Below are 14,373 nucleotides of genomic sequence, written 5' to 3' on the forward strand. Positions count from 1 at the left end.
GGACGGCGTCGGAATTAACCCTGTTCCGCCCTAACGGTCGTAGAGATAGACGTCGGCGCATCCGCAATCGCGGTCGTAGCGCCGGTCGCGCCGCTCGCGGGACACCCGTGACGACGGATGGCGGTCGTCATTGTAGCCCCAGACGTCCCGGTAGCCCGGGCGCGGGCGGGGCTCGTATCCGCCATAGCCGTAGCGCTCCCGGTCGTAGCCATAATGGTCGGCGCGACCGTAGCCGTGGTGGTCGCGATAGCCATGCCGCCGGTCGTATCGGCCATCGTGACCGTAGCCATGTCCGTAGCGCTGCCCGTAGACCGGGGCCGGCACATGGACGTACGCCTGATCGGAATAGCCGTCGGCCCAGCGGCCGGTGGCGACATAGGACCGCGTCTCGATTTCCGACAGCGGCGTGCCGCCGACGACGTGGCCGTACGGGCTGACGTAGACCGGCTGGCCCCAGGTCTGGGCCGAGGCCGCGCCGGCCAGGGTGAAGAGGAAGAGAGCGCCGACAGCGGCGACGGGGCGGATCATGACGGCGAACTCCTGTGCGACAGGGTTAACGCTGTTCGTCCGCCAAGGTTCGTCCACGGTTCTCCGGGCTCAGAAGTCGACCGCGAGGCCCTTCTTCTCCCAGTCGCCGTAACGGGTCGGCTCGGGACCGCGCGGGCCGCCGTGCTCGGGCGGCAGCGCGGACTCGCCCCCCGAGGCGCGACGTTCGGCCGCCTCCAGCAGGGCTCGCCGCGCGGCGTCGCCCAGCGGGCGTTCCGGCGTGGCGTGGGGCACGTCCGCGTTGAAGGCGGGAGGCGCGGCCTCGGGGGCGGCCTCGGGGGCGGGGGCGTCGGAGGTGGGATGATCGGTCACAGCGGTCCTGCCTTGAGCCAAAGCCCGGGACTCCACAAGTTAGCGCCGGGCGCCTTCCGCGCCAGAGGCCACCGAGTTCCGATCGACGATGAACCATCTGAAGACCTTCACCCTGCTGGCGGCGCTGACGGCCCTGTTCGTCGGCCTCGGCTATCTGATCGGCGGGACGGCCGGCATGCTGATCGCCCTGGTGTTCGCCGGCGGCATGAACCTGTTCAGCTACTGGAACGCCGACAAGATCGTGCTGCGCATGTACCGGGCCCAGCCGGTCGACGAGACCCATCCCAACGCGGTGGTGCGCACCTATGTCGCGGACGTGGTGCAGATGGCCAGGGACGCCGGCCTGCCGCGTCCGGTGGTGGCCATCATCCCCAACGACCAGCCGAACGCTTTCGCCACCGGCCGCAATCCGGAGAACGCCGCCGTCTGCGCCACCACCGGCCTGCTGGATATGCTGACCCGCGAGGAGATCCGCGGGGTCATGGCGCACGAACTGGCCCATGTGAAGAACCGCGACACCCTGACCATGACGGTGACCGCCACCGTCGCCGGCGCCATCGCGGCCCTGGCCAATTTCGCCCTGTTCTTCGGCGGCGGCGACGACCGCGAGCGGCCGGGCGGCATCGTCGGCACATTGGCCCTGATGATCCTCGCGCCTATGGCGGCCGGCCTGGTGCAGATGGCCATCAGCCGGACGCGGGAATACGAGGCCGACCGCGTCGGCGCGGAGATCGCCGGCGATCCTGCGTCCCTCGCCTCGGCCCTGCAGAAGATCGAAGGCTGGTCGAAACGCATCGTGAACGTCACCGCCGAGCGCAATCCGGCCTCGGGCCAGCTGTTCATCATCAACCCGCTGGCGGGGCGCGGCGCGGACAACCTGTTCTCGACCCATCCGGCCACCGGCAACCGCGTGCGGGCCCTGATGGAGCTGGGCGCGAGGATGGGGCTGAACCCGCGGCGGCCGGCGGTGGTCGAGGCCGCGCCGGGATCGGTCACGACCAGCGTGCCGACCACGCCGTCACAGGCGAAGGGGCCGTGGGGCTGATCCTGCCCCATTCCCGCCCTTGCATCGCGGGGCGTCTGGTCCTTTAAGCGCGCGCAACACCGCTGACGCCTCCCCGCGTTCGTTCAAGGACCCTCCCATGACCCTGCCTGCGCCCAAGAAGGTCGTGCTCGCCTATTCCGGCGGGCTGGACACCTCGATCATCCTCAAGTGGCTGCAGACCGAGTACGGGGCGGAGGTGGTGACCTTCACGGCCGACCTCGGCCAGGGCGAGGAGCTGGCGCCCGCCAAGGAGAAGGCGCTGAAGCTGGGCATCAAGCCCGAGAACATCTTCATCGACGACCTGCGCGAGGAGTTCGTGCGGGACTACGTCTTCCCCATGTTCCGCGCCAACGCCCTGTATGAGGGCCAGTATCTGCTCGGCACCTCGATCGCCCGGCCGCTGATCGCCAAACGCCAGATCGAGATCGCCCGTCAGGTGGGCGCCGACGCCGTCTGTCACGGGGCCACCGGCAAGGGCAACGACCAGGTCCGATTCGAACTGGGCTATTATGCGCTGGAGCCCGACATCCGGGTGATCGCGCCCTGGCGCGAGTGGGCCTTCAAGTCGCGCGAGCACCTGCTCGACTTCGCCGAGAAGCACCAGATCCCGATCTCCAAGGACAAGCGCGGCGAGGCCCCGTTCAGCGTCGACGCCAACCTTCTGCACTCGTCGAGCGAGGGCAAGGTGCTGGAGGATCCGGCGGTCGAGGCCCCGGAGTTCGTGCATCAGCGCACCCTGTCGCCCGAGGACGCGCCGGACCGGGCGACCGTCATCACCATCGGCTTCGAGAAGGGCGACGCGGTCTCGATCAACGGCGAGGCCATGAGCCCGGCGACCCTGCTCACCGCCCTGAACCAGTACGGCCATGACAACGGCATCGGCCGGCTGGATCTGGTCGAGAACCGTTTCGTCGGCATGAAGTCGCGCGGCGTCTACGAGACCCCGGGCGGGACCATCCTGCTGGCGGCGCACCGCGGCATCGAGTCGATCACCCTGGATCGCGGCGCCATGCATCTGAAGGACGATCTGGCCGTCAGATACGCCCACCTGATCTACAACGGCTTCTGGTTCTCGCCCGAGCGCGAGATGCTGCAGGCGGCGATCGACCATTCGCAGGGCAAGGTGTCGGGCACGGTCCGGGTCAAGCTCTACAAGGGCAATGCGACCGTGATCGGCCGCGAGAGCCCGCACAGCCTGTACGACCAGGAACTGGTCACCTTCGAGGACGGCGCCGTGGCCTACGACCAGAAGGACGCCGCCGGCTTCATCAAGCTGAACGCCCTGCGCCTGCGGGTGCTGGGCAAGCGGGACCAGCGCGGCGGGAACTGACGGACGCCGACGGGGCCGGGCGTACAAATGGCCTCGCCCTCGGCCCGGTTTGGCGCCACCGTAGGGGCAGGAGCATGGGCTCCTTCGACGCATCAGGAACCTCGCATGTCTCTTCGTATCGTTCTGGCCGCTTCGGCCGTTCTGGCCCTGGCCGCCCCCGCCTTCGCCCAGGAAGCCCCGCCCGCGCCGCCGGCCGCCGCGGCCGAGGCCGTCGATCCGGCCGAAGCCGCGCTGGAAGCCAGGGGCGAGGCTTTCGGCGCGCGCATGGAAGGGATGGCCGGCGAAATGCAGGCCGCCATCACGGCCGCCGCCGGCGACCAGGCCCAGGCCAGCGCCGCGCTGGACGCTATTGTCGCCCGGTACCAGATCGAGGCCGACGCCTTCGCCGAGGAGCTGAAGACCTTCCTGGACGCCAAGGCGGCGACCGCCCCCGAGGACAAGAAGGCTGAGCTGGCCAACGTCGCGACCACGGTCGTCCCGATGATCAAGGGACTGCCGACCATGGTGCGCGGTCAGATCGAAGCGGCGGCGACCGCGGGCGCGGCCGCCGGAGCCGCCGCGGGCGCCGCTCCCGCCCAGTAGGCGCGTGCGGAAGAGGCGGCGGGCGGGGGCGTCCGCCGCCTTACCGCGATTTCACTTGAGGCCGGACGATCTTCGGCGGAGTTTGCGCCTGTCCTTCAGGAGCCCCGTCATGATCAAGGCCCTTTCCCTCGCCGCCGCCCTCGCCCTGCTGCCCCTGTCCGCCTCGGTCGCCCAGGAGGCCCGCGGTTCGTCGGAAGCCGCCCTCGAGGCCGCCGCCGCCGCCTTTGAGGCGCGGATGGAATCCTTCGGCGAACGCGCCGAGGCCATCTCCGGGGACGCGAGCCTGACGGAAGCCCAGCGCGAGCTCCGGATCGCCGCCCTGTGGACGGAGTATCAGCCGGACGTCAACGCCTTCACCGCCCTGGCGTCCCAGCACGCCGCCGGGATCGCCGCGGAGGCGCTGGCCGACATCGACGTCGAGGCCATCGTCGCCGAGGCCCTGGCGGGGGTCGATGTCCCGGCTGTCACCGCCGAAGCCCTGGCGAAGGTCGAGGCGTCGGGCGCCGTGAGGGGCGCCATCGCCGCCGGACAGGGCATGGCCGTCAACGGCTCCTGGGCGTCCAATGACCCCGAGCACATGGCGACCTATGGCCTGATGGCCGAGTACGCCCTCGGCGAGGCCATGGATTCGGCCGACGACGCCGGCGCCGCGGTCGAGCCCGACGCGGATGTCGAGGCTGACGTGGACGTGGACACAGACGAGGCCGATTCCGACGAAGGCTGATCGTTCCGGCTTGACCGTGGGCGCGGCTGACGCGACACGGCGGCATGTCCAGCCTGCCTGTCGATCCGCAGCTCTATCTGACCTTCCTCGGCGTCATGGCCGTGATGGCCTGGACGCCCGGACCCGCCAATCTGTTCTCGGTGGCCAACGGGGTCCAGCGCGGCCCGGCCGGGGCCCTGGCCGGGGTGGTCGGCATGAACGCCGCGACCCTGGTCTGGTTCGGGGCCGCGGCCCTGGGGCTCGGCGCCCTGGTGATCGCCTTCCCGCAGGTGTTCCGGCTGATCTCGATCGCCGGCGCCCTCTATGTCGCCTGGCTGGGGATCAACGCCCTGAGGGGCGCCTTCCGCACCGCCGCCGATCCGGACTCGCCGACCATCCGCCTCGGACGCAGCGCGCTGCTGGACGGGTTCATGGTGCAGATCGCCAACCCCAAGGCGGTGCTGTTCTTCACCGCCGTGCTGCCGCCGTTCCTTGATGTGAGCCGCCCGGCGGCCCCGCAACTGGCCCTGTTCGCGCTCGCCACCATCGGCATGGACGTGCTGTCGATGTCCGCCTACGGTCTGGGTGGGGCGGCGCTGGCCCGGCGCATGTCGGAGCCGCGCTTCAGGCGCGGTTTCGCCCTTGTCACCGGCGGACTTCTGCTGGCGGCGTCGGTGCTTATTGTTTCGCGTTTATAAGGGCTTGTCCGTCGGCGGAACCGTGTTGTTCATGTGCCGTTCAGCTGGAAAGGCGTCTGCTGGGCGCCCAAGGAGAATTGAGATGAAGACTCGCGTCCTCAAGCCCGTCCTGCTGGCCATGACGGCGGCGCTGGCTCTCTCGGCCTGCGCGACGGCGACCCCCTACGGTCCGGCCGGACAGGGCAGCCGCTACGGCTATTCCGATGCGCGGATAGACGACACCCGTTTCCGCGTCGCCTTCGCCGGCAATTCGGTGACGTCGCGCGAACAGGTCGAGATGGGCCTGCTGCTGCGCGCCGCCGAGGTGACGCTGGAAAGCGGCCACGACTGGTTCGCCACGGTCAACCGCGCCACCGATCGCGACGTGCGCTATTCGGCCTCGCCCGATCCCTTCTACTACGACCGGTACTGGCCGTACTGGGGCCCGTCGTGGCGCTACTACCGCCGCGGCTACTGGAGCCCGTGGCGCGACCCGTTCGGCCCGAGCATGGATATCCGCGAGATCGACCGCTACGAGGCCACCGCCGAGATCGTGGTCGGGAACGGGCCCAAGCCGGCCGGCGATCCGAACGCCTTCGACGCCCGCGAGGTGGTCCAGAACCTCGGCCCGCGCGTGCCGCGCCCGATGTGAGGCCAACGAGCCCCTTCGCCCGACGGCGGAGGGGCTTTTTGTCAGCCGAGGCGGGGCGTCTTGAGCCGCCGCTTGTTGGCGTGGGTCTCGGGCGCCGCGCCCAGCTCCTCGGGCAGTTCGCCCTTGAAATAATAGCGCTGCCACGCCTCCTTGGCCGCGTCGGGATCGCCCGAGGCCAGCCGCCGGTTGAAGTCGGTGCGCTGGCGGTTCCACGCCTCGAACTGGTCCTTCATCACCGCATTGGACTCCAGCGAGCGGATCACCGGCTCGAAGGCCTCGGCCTTGCGATGCTCGATCGGGGTGATGAAGCAGAACGGCTCGCCGCGCTCGAACTTGACCCGTCCGGGCCGGGTGAAGATCCAGTTCATGGTGAAGGGGAAGGGCAGCCAGTCGGTCTCGATCAGGCCCGTCAGCGGCGCGATGCCGTCCTTGACGTGGTTGGGCGCGCCGGTGGCCAGCAGGCCCCAGCCCGGCGGGGTGCGGAACAGGTATTGCGGATGCATGGTCATCACCCCGCGCGAGAAATGCGAGGTGACGATGTGGTGCAGATTCGGCGCGTGGCGGTCGGGGGTGATGACCAGGTCGCTCTGGGCCGGGCCGCCGTTCCACTCCGCCGTGAAGCTGATCGGGCACAGGATCTCCCAGCCCGTGGTGTTGGCCATGGTCAGCGGCAGACAGCGGTAGGGATGGCGGCTGGGGAAGGCGTCCATCCAGTCGCGCGGCTGGCGGCCCGGCACCAGATCGCACGGCTGGTCCGACATCGGGTAGCATTCCAGTTCCACGGCGGCGCTCCGGAGGGTATCGGGGATGGTCCTCCTCACTAGCTGCGCCCGATGACCCAAGACAAGCCGCCCGCCGACACAGCCCCGGCCTACGACCGCGCCCGCCTGCTGGCGTGGATGGCGGAACACGGCGTGGCGCAGACCACGCACGACCATCCCGCCGTGTTCCGGGTCGAGGAAGGGCTGGAGCTCAAGGCGGCGATGGCGGGGGCGCACACCAAGAACCTGTTCCTCAAGGACAAGAAGGGCCGGCTGTGGCTGATCTCGGCCCGGCAGGACACGGTCATCGACCTCAAGCGGGCGCCGAAGGCGATGGGCTCGGACCGGCTGTCGTTCGGCAACGAGACGCTGCTGTGGGAGACGCTGGGACTGACGCCGGGATCGGTGACGGCGCTGGGGCTGATCAACGATGGACAGCGGCGCGTGACCTTCGTCCTCGACAAGGCCTTGTGGGAGGCGGAGATCGTCAACTTCCACCCCCTGACCAACACGGCCACGACGGCGCTGGCGCAGGCGGACTTCCGGCGGTTCCTGTCGCTGATCGGGCGAGAGCCGATCGTGGTCGATTTCGATCAACTGGGGGCTGAAGGCGTATGAGCGGCAGGAGGTGGTGTTGAGAAAAGGCGTAGCTTGGAGAATGCCCGTTACGGCGGGACTGGTCGGATTTTTCCTGTTCGGTCTGGCTGTACTGCTTCGATTCGCGGAGCCGCCCTGGCCTGTCGAGGCGTCGCTTGCATCCGCTACAGTTGGGTTGGCTCTGGTTCTGGTCTACCTGCGTTCCGGCGTCAGGGACCGGGAACAACGATTGCACGAACTTGCTCCCGCTCTTCGCGAACGACTCCAGAAGCAGAGGTGGGTAAGCTTGCTGCTCGCGGTTGGTCTGTTCGGAATCTTCGGTATGGCGGGCTCTGTGGCGATTGCGCGGAGCTTCTCCAATCCAGCCGTGTCCAACGCCCTGATCGGCTGCTGTATAGTGGGGTTGTTGGTCTGGTGCCTTGCCGCAGCGGCGGGCCACTGGGCGCGTCAACACGCACTCGACCAACATGAGGCCACGGTACGGATGTCGCCCGACAATCAGGCATGACCAAACTGATCTGATCCGGCGGTTCTATCCCGGCGCGGACAGTGCTAGAGCCCCCGCGTCTCCCCGACCCCCACGCCAGACACGGACGCCGCCATGCCCGCCGCTCCCGACTTTCCTCCCGCGCCCGACCGCGTGGCGCCGCAGCGCGCCCTGATCTCGCTCAGCGACAAGACCGGGCTGGAGGATGCGGCCCGCACCCTGCACGACCTCGGCGTCGAACTGGTCTCGACCGGCGGCACGCGCGCGGCCATCGCCGGCTTCGGCCTGCCGGTGAAGGACGTGGCCGACCTGACCGGCTTCCCGGAGATGATGGACGGACGGGTCAAGACGCTGCACCCGGTGGTGCACGGCGGCCTGCTGGGCGTGCGCGACGCCGCCGACCACGCCGAAGCCATGGCGACGCACGGCATCGGCCCGATCGATATCGTCTGGGTCGACCTGTACCCGTTCGAATCAACCGTTGCCTCGGGCGGGGCCTTCGACGCCGTGGTCGAGAACATCGACATCGGCGGCCCGGCCATGATCCGCTCGGGCTCCAAGAACCACGGCTATGTCGCCGTCGCCGTGGACGGCGAGTCCATCGGCCTGATCCTCGAGGCGCTGAAGGCGGACGGGGCCACCACCCTGGATCTGCGCAAGCGGCTGGCCGCCCGCGCCTTCGCCCGCACCGCCGCCTATGACGCCGCCGTCTCCGGCTGGTTCGCGGGCCAGGTCGGCGACGCCGCCCCGGCGCGGAAATCGATCAGCGGCGCGCTGGCCCAGACGCTGCGTTACGGCGAAAACCCGCACCAGACCGGCGCCTTCTATCGCACCGGAGAGGCCCGTCCCGGCGTGGCCAACGCCCGCCAGCTGCAGGGCAAGGAGCTGGGCTACAACAACATCGCCGACGCCGACGCGGCCTACGAGCTGGTCGCCGAGTTCGAGGCCCCGGCCTGCGTCATCGTCAAACACGCCAACCCCTGCGGCGTGGCGGTCGGCCATGACCTGACCGAGGCCTACGCCCGCGCGCTGGAATGCGACGCCGTCTCGGCCTTCGGCGGCGTCATCGCCGTCAACCGGACCCTGGGCGGGGCCGATGCGAAACTGATCACCGACATCTTCACCGAGGTGGTCATCGCCCCCGGCGCCGACGACGAGGCCCTGGCGATCTTCGCGGCCAGGAAGAACCTGCGCCTGCTGCTGACCGACGGCCTGCCCGATCCGCTGGCGGCCGGCGAGGTGTTCCGCTCGGTGGCCGGCGGCTTCCTGGTGCAGGGCCGCGACCGCTCGCGCATCGCGCCGTCGGACCTCAAGATCGTCACCCGCCGCCAGCCGACGCCGCAGGAGGTCGACGACATGCTGTTCGCCTTCACCGTGGCCAAGCACGTCAAGTCCAACGCCATCGTCTATGCGAAGGACGGCCAGACCGCCGGCATCGGCGCCGGCCAGATGAACCGCCGCGACTCGGCCCGCATCGCCGCCATCCGCGCCCGCGAGGCCGGCGAGGCCAAGGGTCTGGCGCATTCCCTGGCCCAGGGGTCCGCCTGTGCGTCGGAAGCCTTCTTCCCGTTCGCCGACGGCCTGCTGGAGGCGGTCGCGGCGGGCGCCACGGCGGTGATCCAGCCGGGCGGCTCGATCCGCGACGACGAGGTCATCGCGGCGGCGGACGAAGCCGGCGTGGCCATGGCCTTCACCGGCGTGCGCGTGTTCCGGCATTGAAGCGCAGGGCGCTACCGCTCGCGACGCGGTCGCTCGCTGCTTGAGCGCGGACGTTTCTCTCCTCCGGCCGTCATCCTCGGGCTTGACCCGGGGATCAGACGTCGTTGCGAGCGGGGTGCGGGGCGGGCCCCTCGATCGCGATCCATCATCCAACGGCGCGCACCGGCGGGTCTGACCCTCGGGTCAAGCCCGAGGGTGACGGAGCGATGCTCACAATCCGCCGCCAGCCATCACGGTTCCGGCGACAGACCCTCGCGATTCCAGCAGCTTGCGAAAAAGCCGGCGTCACCAACCCGCCACAGGAAGCCGCGGCGGCATAATGCGCGCCGGTCTTTGACAAACGCACCCTCGTCCCGCCGCCAGGCGCGGACCAACAAACGCTTCGGACTCTTCGGACTGTTCAGACCTTTCAGACCATAATTTTGGTTCCACCCGGCCTAAGCGTCTCGCCCGATGCCGGCTTCCCCCGGCCCGGCCCTCCGCTATGGTGGCGCTTATGGAAACACTCGCGCAACGCTGGGCCCGGCTTGAGCCCCACACCACCGTGGTCGGCCCGGACGACGACCGGCCGCGGCCGGCGGTGCTGCTGTTCCATGGCTGCGGCGGGCTGAGGGGCCACCTTCCGAAGTATGCGGACGTGGCGAAGGCGGCGGGCTGGCGGGCCTTTACGGTCGATTCCTTCGGCCCGCGCGGCTGGAGCCGGCAGTTCGCCATGGCGACGGTGTGCACCGGCCTGCTGCTGCGCGGCGCCGGGCGCGGCGGGGACATCCTCGCCACCCTGCACGGCGTGTCGCGGCGGCCCGACGTCGACGCCTCGAAGATCGCGCTGGCCGGCTGGAGCCACGGCGGCTGGGGCATCATGGAGGCGATGAGCGCCGACCGCTCGCGCCCGTCGCTGGGCGTGACCGATCCCGGGAGCATCGACCTCGACGGCGTGGTCGGCGCCTATCTGGCCTACCCCTATGTCGGGATCGCCGCGCTGAACCGGATGCGGCCGTGGCGGCATTGTCCGAAGACGCTGGCGGTGATCGCCCGCTCGGACCACCTGACCACGGTGCGCAACGCCGAACGGGTCCACGCCATGATCCGCGACTGCGGGGCCGAGGTCGACACCTGGGTCGCCGACGGCAGTCACAGTTTCGACGAGCCGATGACCGCGCCGCCGATGCGCTACGACCCTGACCTCAGCGAAGAGGCCCTGCGCCGGTTTGGGGCCCTGCTGCACGATGTGGCGGTCGCGCCGCCGGTCTGAGCCCGCTATAGCCCCGGGATGACCACCCTTCTGTATGGCCGCCCCCCGGCGGTGTTCGATCCGCCCGGCGACGCGGTCCAGACCTCGCCCCTGATCCCCGGTTCGACCCCGCTCGAGTCGGTCGCCGGCGGCTCGGCCGACGCCGCCATGATCTACGCCCCGCCCGGGGTGCTGGAGCGGCGCCATGCGCTGGCCCTGGCGCTGCGGGCGCTCAAGCCCGGGGGCAGGCTCGACGTCATGGCCCCCAAGGACAAGGGCGGCTCGCGGCTGAAGAAGGAGCTGGAGGCGTTCGGCGTCGAGGTCGGCGAGAGCGCCAAGGCCCATCACCGGCGCTGCGTGGTGGTGAAGCCGGACGCGGTCGAAGGTCTCGACGAGGCGATCGAGGCCGGCGCGCCCCGGCGCGTGCCCGGTCTGGACGCCTGGTCGCAGCCGGGCGTGTTCGCCTGGGATCGGGTCGACGCGGGCACCCTGCTGCTGGCGCAACACCTGCCGCCGATGAAGGGCGCGGGGGCTGATCTGGGCAGCGGCTACGGCGCCCTCGCCACGGTGGTGCTGCGCTCGCCGGCGGTGACCGCGCTGCGCCTGATCGATGTGGACCGGCGGGCGATCGAGGCGGCGCGCCGCAACGTCGAGGATCCCCGCGCCACCTTCGAATGGGCCGATGCGCGGACGGTCGAGGCCAACGGCGATCTGGACTTCGTGGTCATGAACCCGCCCTTCCACGACGGCGGCGCCGAGGACCGGCGGCTGGGCCAGGCCTTCATCCGCCAGGCGGCCGCCATGCTGAGGAAGGGCGGCGTCCTGTGGCTCGTGGCCAACCGCCACCTGCCCTATGAGGCCGAGATCGCGGCGGCCTTCAAACGCTCCCAGCCGGTCGCCGACAAGGGCGGCTACAAGGTCATCGAGGCGGTGAAGTGAGCCTTTTGCTTTCGTCATCCTCCGGCGAGCGTAGCGAGACCGGGGGACCCAGCGGCGCCGAAGGCGATTTGCTCACGCAGGGTGTCTGCCGCAGTTTCGCGCTCGCGCGCGCCGCTGGGTCCCCCGGTCTGCGCCGCTTCGCGGCTGGCCGGAGGATGACGAAAGGGAGGGCGCGATGAAGACCCCCACCGCCCGCGTCGACAAGCTGCTGGGCTCCATGGGCTACGGTTCGCGCACCGAGATGGCGCGGCTCGGCAAGGCGGGCGGCATCGTGCTGGACGGGGTTGAGCTGACCGACGTGTCGAAGCGGATCGCGGTGACGCCGGACCTGCCGGCGCGGATGGAGGTTGACGGCCAGCCGCTGGACCCGCCGCCGGGGCTGGTGCTGATGCTGCACAAGCCGTTGGGCATGACCTGTTCGCGCAAGGAGGACGGGGCGCTGGTCTATGACGTCCTGCCCGACCGCTGGCGGCGGCGCGACCCGGCCATCTCGACCATCGGCCGGCTGGACAAGCAGACCACCGGCCTGCTGCTGCTGACCGACGACGGCGACTTGCTGCACCGGGTGATCAGCCCCAAACGCCACGTGGCCAAGGTCTACCGCGCCACCCTGGCCCGCCCGCTGGCCGGAACCGAGGTCGAGCTGTTCGGCGCCGGCGGTCTGGTGCTGGAGGGCGAGGACAAGCCGCTGGCCCCGGCCGCGCTGGAGGTGCTGTCGCCGACGGAGGCCCGGCTGACGGTGACCGAGGGCCGCTATCACATGGTGCGGCGGATGTTCGCCGCTGCCGGCAACCACGTCGAGGCCCTGCACCGCGAGCGGGTCGGCGGGCTGGCCCTGCCCGACGACCTGGCGCCGGGGGAATGGCGGCTGCTGGACTCGGCGGAGATCGACGCCATCTTCGAAACATGACCTCCGTCAAGATCTGCGGCCTGACCACGCCGGACGCGCTCGACGCCGCCCTGGCCGGCGGCGCGGCCTTCGTCGGGGCGGTGGCGTTCCCGAAGAGCCCGCGCCACCTCGATCCGTTGCACGCCGCCACCCTGTTCGACCGGGCGCGGGGCAAGGCGAAGGTGGTGGCGGTGACCGTCGACGCCGACGACGCCCTGCTGACCGAGATCGCCCTGATCCTCAAGCCGGACCTGATCCAGCTGCACGGATCGGAGACGCCGGCGCGGGCGGAACGGGTGCGGACGCTGACCGGGGCGGGGATCATCAAGGCCCTGCCGGTCCGGGCGCATGAGGATTTCGCCGAGGCGGAGGCCTGGGAGCCGTTCGCCGAGCATCTGATGTTCGACGCGAAGCCGCCCGAGGGTTCGAACCTGCCGGGCGGGGTCGGGGCGCGGTTCGACTGGACGCTGCTGGCCGACCGGGCCTTCCGGCGGCCGTGGTTCGTCGCGGGCGGGCTGACGCCGGACAATGTCGCCGACGCCATCCGCATCTCGGGCGCGCCGATGGTCGATGTGTCCTCTGGCGTGGAAAGCGCGCCGGGTGTTAAGGATCCGGGGCTGATCACGGCTTTTCTCGACGCCGCCCGGTCGGCCTGATTTCCGCCGCTCCCCCGCGCGAGACCTGATCCGTGAACGCCATCCTGCCCAACAGCTACGCCATGCCCGACGCCGAGGGCCGCTTCGGTCCCTACGGAGGGCGGTTCGTGGCCGAGACGCTGATGCCGCTGATCCATCAGCTCAATGACGCCTATGAGGCGGCCAGGGCCGATCCGTCGTTCCAGGCCGAGCTGGACGGCTTCCTGACCGACTATGTGGGCCGGCCCAGCCCGCTGTATCTGGCCGAGCGGCTGACGGCCCACTACGGGGCCGCCGACATCTGGTTCAAGCGCGACGAGCTGAACCACACCGGCGCGCACAAGATCAACAACTGCATGGGCCAGATCCTGCTGGCCATGCGGATGGGCAAGACGCGGATCATCGCCGAGACCGGGGCCGGCCAGCACGGCGTGGCGACCGCGACGGTGTGCGCCCGCTTCGGCCTGCAATGCGTCGTCTACATGGGCGCCACCGACGTCGAGCGGCAATCGCCGAACGTGTTCCGCATGAAGCTGCTGGGGGCCGAGGTGGTGCCGGTGACCGCCGGGCGGGCCACCCTCAAGGACGCCATGAACGAGGCGATGCGGGACTGGGTGACCAATGTCGAGGACACCTACTACCTGATCGGCACGGCGGCGGGGCCACACCCCTATCCGGCCATGGTGCGGGACTTCCAGGCGGTGATCGGTCGCGAGGCGCGGGCCTCGATGCTGGCGCGGCGGGGCAAGCTGCCGGACGCCTGCGTGGCGGCGATCGGCGGCGGCTCCAACGCCATCGGCCTGTTCTATCCCTTCATCGAGGACGCCGGCGTGCGGCTGATCGGAGTCGAGGCGGCCGGGCGCGGGCTGGACGGCCCGGATCACGCGGCCTCGATCCAGGGCGGACGGCCGGGCGTGCTGCACGGCAACCGCACCTATCTGCTGCAGGACGACGACGGCCAGATCCTCGAAGGCCATTCGATCTCGGCCGGGCTCGACTATCCGGGCATCGGGCCGGAGCACGCCTGGCTGAAGGACATCGGCCGGGCCGAGTATCGCGCCACCACCGACGCCGAGGCGCTGGAGGCCTTCCAGCTGTGCTCGCAGCTGGAAGGCATCATCCCGGCGCTCGAGCCCAGCCACGCCCTCGCCCGCGTCGGCGAGATCGCGCGCGAGGTCGGCAAGGGCGGCGACGTGGTGCTGAACATGTGCGGGCGGGGCGACAAGGACATCTTCGCGGTGGCGAAGCATCTGGGCGTGGAGCTCTGA

Annotated in this window: 17 protein-coding genes; 14 read left to right on the forward strand and 3 right to left on the reverse strand. The window is 70.3% G+C overall.

Annotated features, from left to right (window positions below; all coding sequences use genetic code 11):
- Window positions 1-30: 30 nt before the first annotated feature.
- Both VEB62_RS04795 and VEB62_RS04800 read right to left on the reverse strand, forming a co-directional pair.
- Entirely contained in the window at window positions 31-528 is a 498-nt protein-coding gene (locus tag VEB62_RS04795) for a hypothetical protein (protein ID WP_324796115.1), read from the reverse strand.
- A gap of 69 nt (window positions 529-597) precedes the next feature.
- Window positions 598-858: a DUF1674 domain-containing protein gene (locus tag VEB62_RS04800; RefSeq protein WP_324796118.1), complete on the reverse strand. Its 261-nt coding sequence runs from the start codon at window positions 856-858 to the stop codon at window positions 598-600.
- An 88-nt stretch (window positions 859-946) separates the two neighbouring features.
- Here VEB62_RS04800 and htpX point away from each other — a divergent pair, with 88 nt between their 5' ends.
- From htpX to VEB62_RS04830, 6 genes are all read left to right on the forward strand, one after another.
- Window positions 947-1,903, forward strand: coding sequence for a zinc metalloprotease HtpX (gene htpX / locus VEB62_RS04805; RefSeq protein WP_324796121.1), 957 nt, complete (start codon window positions 947-949; stop codon window positions 1,901-1,903).
- Window positions 1,904-2,000: 97 nt separating this feature from the next.
- Window positions 2,001-3,233, forward strand: coding sequence for an argininosuccinate synthase (locus tag VEB62_RS04810; protein WP_324796124.1), 1,233 nt, complete (start codon window positions 2,001-2,003; stop codon window positions 3,231-3,233).
- A 105-nt stretch (window positions 3,234-3,338) separates the two neighbouring features.
- The gene (locus VEB62_RS04815; RefSeq protein WP_324796126.1) at window positions 3,339-3,815 is read left to right on the forward strand and encodes a hypothetical protein; all 477 of its coding nucleotides are present in this window, start codon (window positions 3,339-3,341) and stop codon (window positions 3,813-3,815) included.
- 109 nt (window positions 3,816-3,924) lie between these two features.
- Window positions 3,925-4,539 (forward strand): hypothetical protein, encoded by a 615-nt coding sequence (locus VEB62_RS04820; RefSeq protein ID WP_324796129.1) that lies wholly within the window; start codon window positions 3,925-3,927, stop codon window positions 4,537-4,539.
- A gap of 44 nt (window positions 4,540-4,583) precedes the next feature.
- Window positions 4,584-5,216, forward strand: coding sequence for a LysE family translocator (locus VEB62_RS04825; protein WP_324796130.1), 633 nt, complete (start codon window positions 4,584-4,586; stop codon window positions 5,214-5,216).
- Window positions 5,217-5,298: 82 nt separating this feature from the next.
- Entirely contained in the window at window positions 5,299-5,847 is a 549-nt protein-coding gene (locus VEB62_RS04830; protein ID WP_324796133.1) for a CC0125/CC1285 family lipoprotein, read from the forward strand.
- A 41-nt stretch (window positions 5,848-5,888) separates the two neighbouring features.
- Here VEB62_RS04830 and VEB62_RS04835 read toward each other — a convergent pair whose 3' ends face one another.
- Entirely contained in the window at window positions 5,889-6,629 is a 741-nt protein-coding gene (locus VEB62_RS04835; protein WP_324796136.1) for a DUF6065 family protein, read from the reverse strand.
- Window positions 6,630-6,680: 51 nt separating this feature from the next.
- On the opposite strand from VEB62_RS04835, the gene VEB62_RS04840 reads away from it, so the two are divergent.
- The 8 genes from VEB62_RS04840 (at window position 6,681) to trpB (ending at window position 14,373) form a co-directional block, all read left to right on the forward strand.
- On the forward strand, window positions 6,681-7,226 hold the full coding sequence (locus tag VEB62_RS04840) for a prolyl-tRNA synthetase associated domain-containing protein (protein ID WP_324796139.1): 546 nt from the start codon (window positions 6,681-6,683) through the stop codon (window positions 7,224-7,226).
- Between the two features lie 265 nt (window positions 7,227-7,491).
- Window positions 7,492-7,713, forward strand: coding sequence for a hypothetical protein (locus VEB62_RS04845; protein WP_324796142.1), 222 nt, complete (start codon window positions 7,492-7,494; stop codon window positions 7,711-7,713).
- Window positions 7,714-7,806: 93 nt separating this feature from the next.
- Window positions 7,807-9,411: a bifunctional phosphoribosylaminoimidazolecarboxamide formyltransferase/IMP cyclohydrolase gene (purH, locus tag VEB62_RS04850; RefSeq protein ID WP_324796144.1), complete on the forward strand. Its 1,605-nt coding sequence runs from the start codon at window positions 7,807-7,809 to the stop codon at window positions 9,409-9,411.
- A 496-nt stretch (window positions 9,412-9,907) separates the two neighbouring features.
- Window positions 9,908-10,663: a dienelactone hydrolase family protein gene (locus tag VEB62_RS04855; protein WP_324796146.1), complete on the forward strand. Its 756-nt coding sequence runs from the start codon at window positions 9,908-9,910 to the stop codon at window positions 10,661-10,663.
- Window positions 10,664-10,681: 18 nt separating this feature from the next.
- Window positions 10,682-11,581, forward strand: a complete 900-nt coding sequence (locus tag VEB62_RS04860) for a class I SAM-dependent methyltransferase (RefSeq protein WP_324796149.1) — start codon at window positions 10,682-10,684, stop codon at window positions 11,579-11,581.
- 175 nt (window positions 11,582-11,756) lie between these two features.
- The gene (locus VEB62_RS04865) at window positions 11,757-12,491 is read left to right on the forward strand and encodes a pseudouridine synthase (RefSeq protein WP_324796152.1); all 735 of its coding nucleotides are present in this window, start codon (window positions 11,757-11,759) and stop codon (window positions 12,489-12,491) included.
- Window positions 12,488-13,126: a phosphoribosylanthranilate isomerase gene (locus VEB62_RS04870; protein ID WP_324796154.1), complete on the forward strand. Its 639-nt coding sequence runs from the start codon at window positions 12,488-12,490 to the stop codon at window positions 13,124-13,126. The genes VEB62_RS04865 and VEB62_RS04870 overlap by 4 nt, the downstream gene beginning before the upstream one ends.
- A gap of 62 nt (window positions 13,127-13,188) precedes the next feature.
- Window positions 13,189-14,373 (forward strand): tryptophan synthase subunit beta, encoded by a 1,185-nt coding sequence (gene trpB / locus VEB62_RS04875; RefSeq protein WP_414641983.1) that lies wholly within the window; start codon window positions 13,189-13,191, stop codon window positions 14,371-14,373.

It is taken from the genome of Brevundimonas sp. (assembly GCF_035626975.1).
Lineage (GTDB): Bacteria > Pseudomonadota > Alphaproteobacteria > Caulobacterales > Caulobacteraceae > Brevundimonas.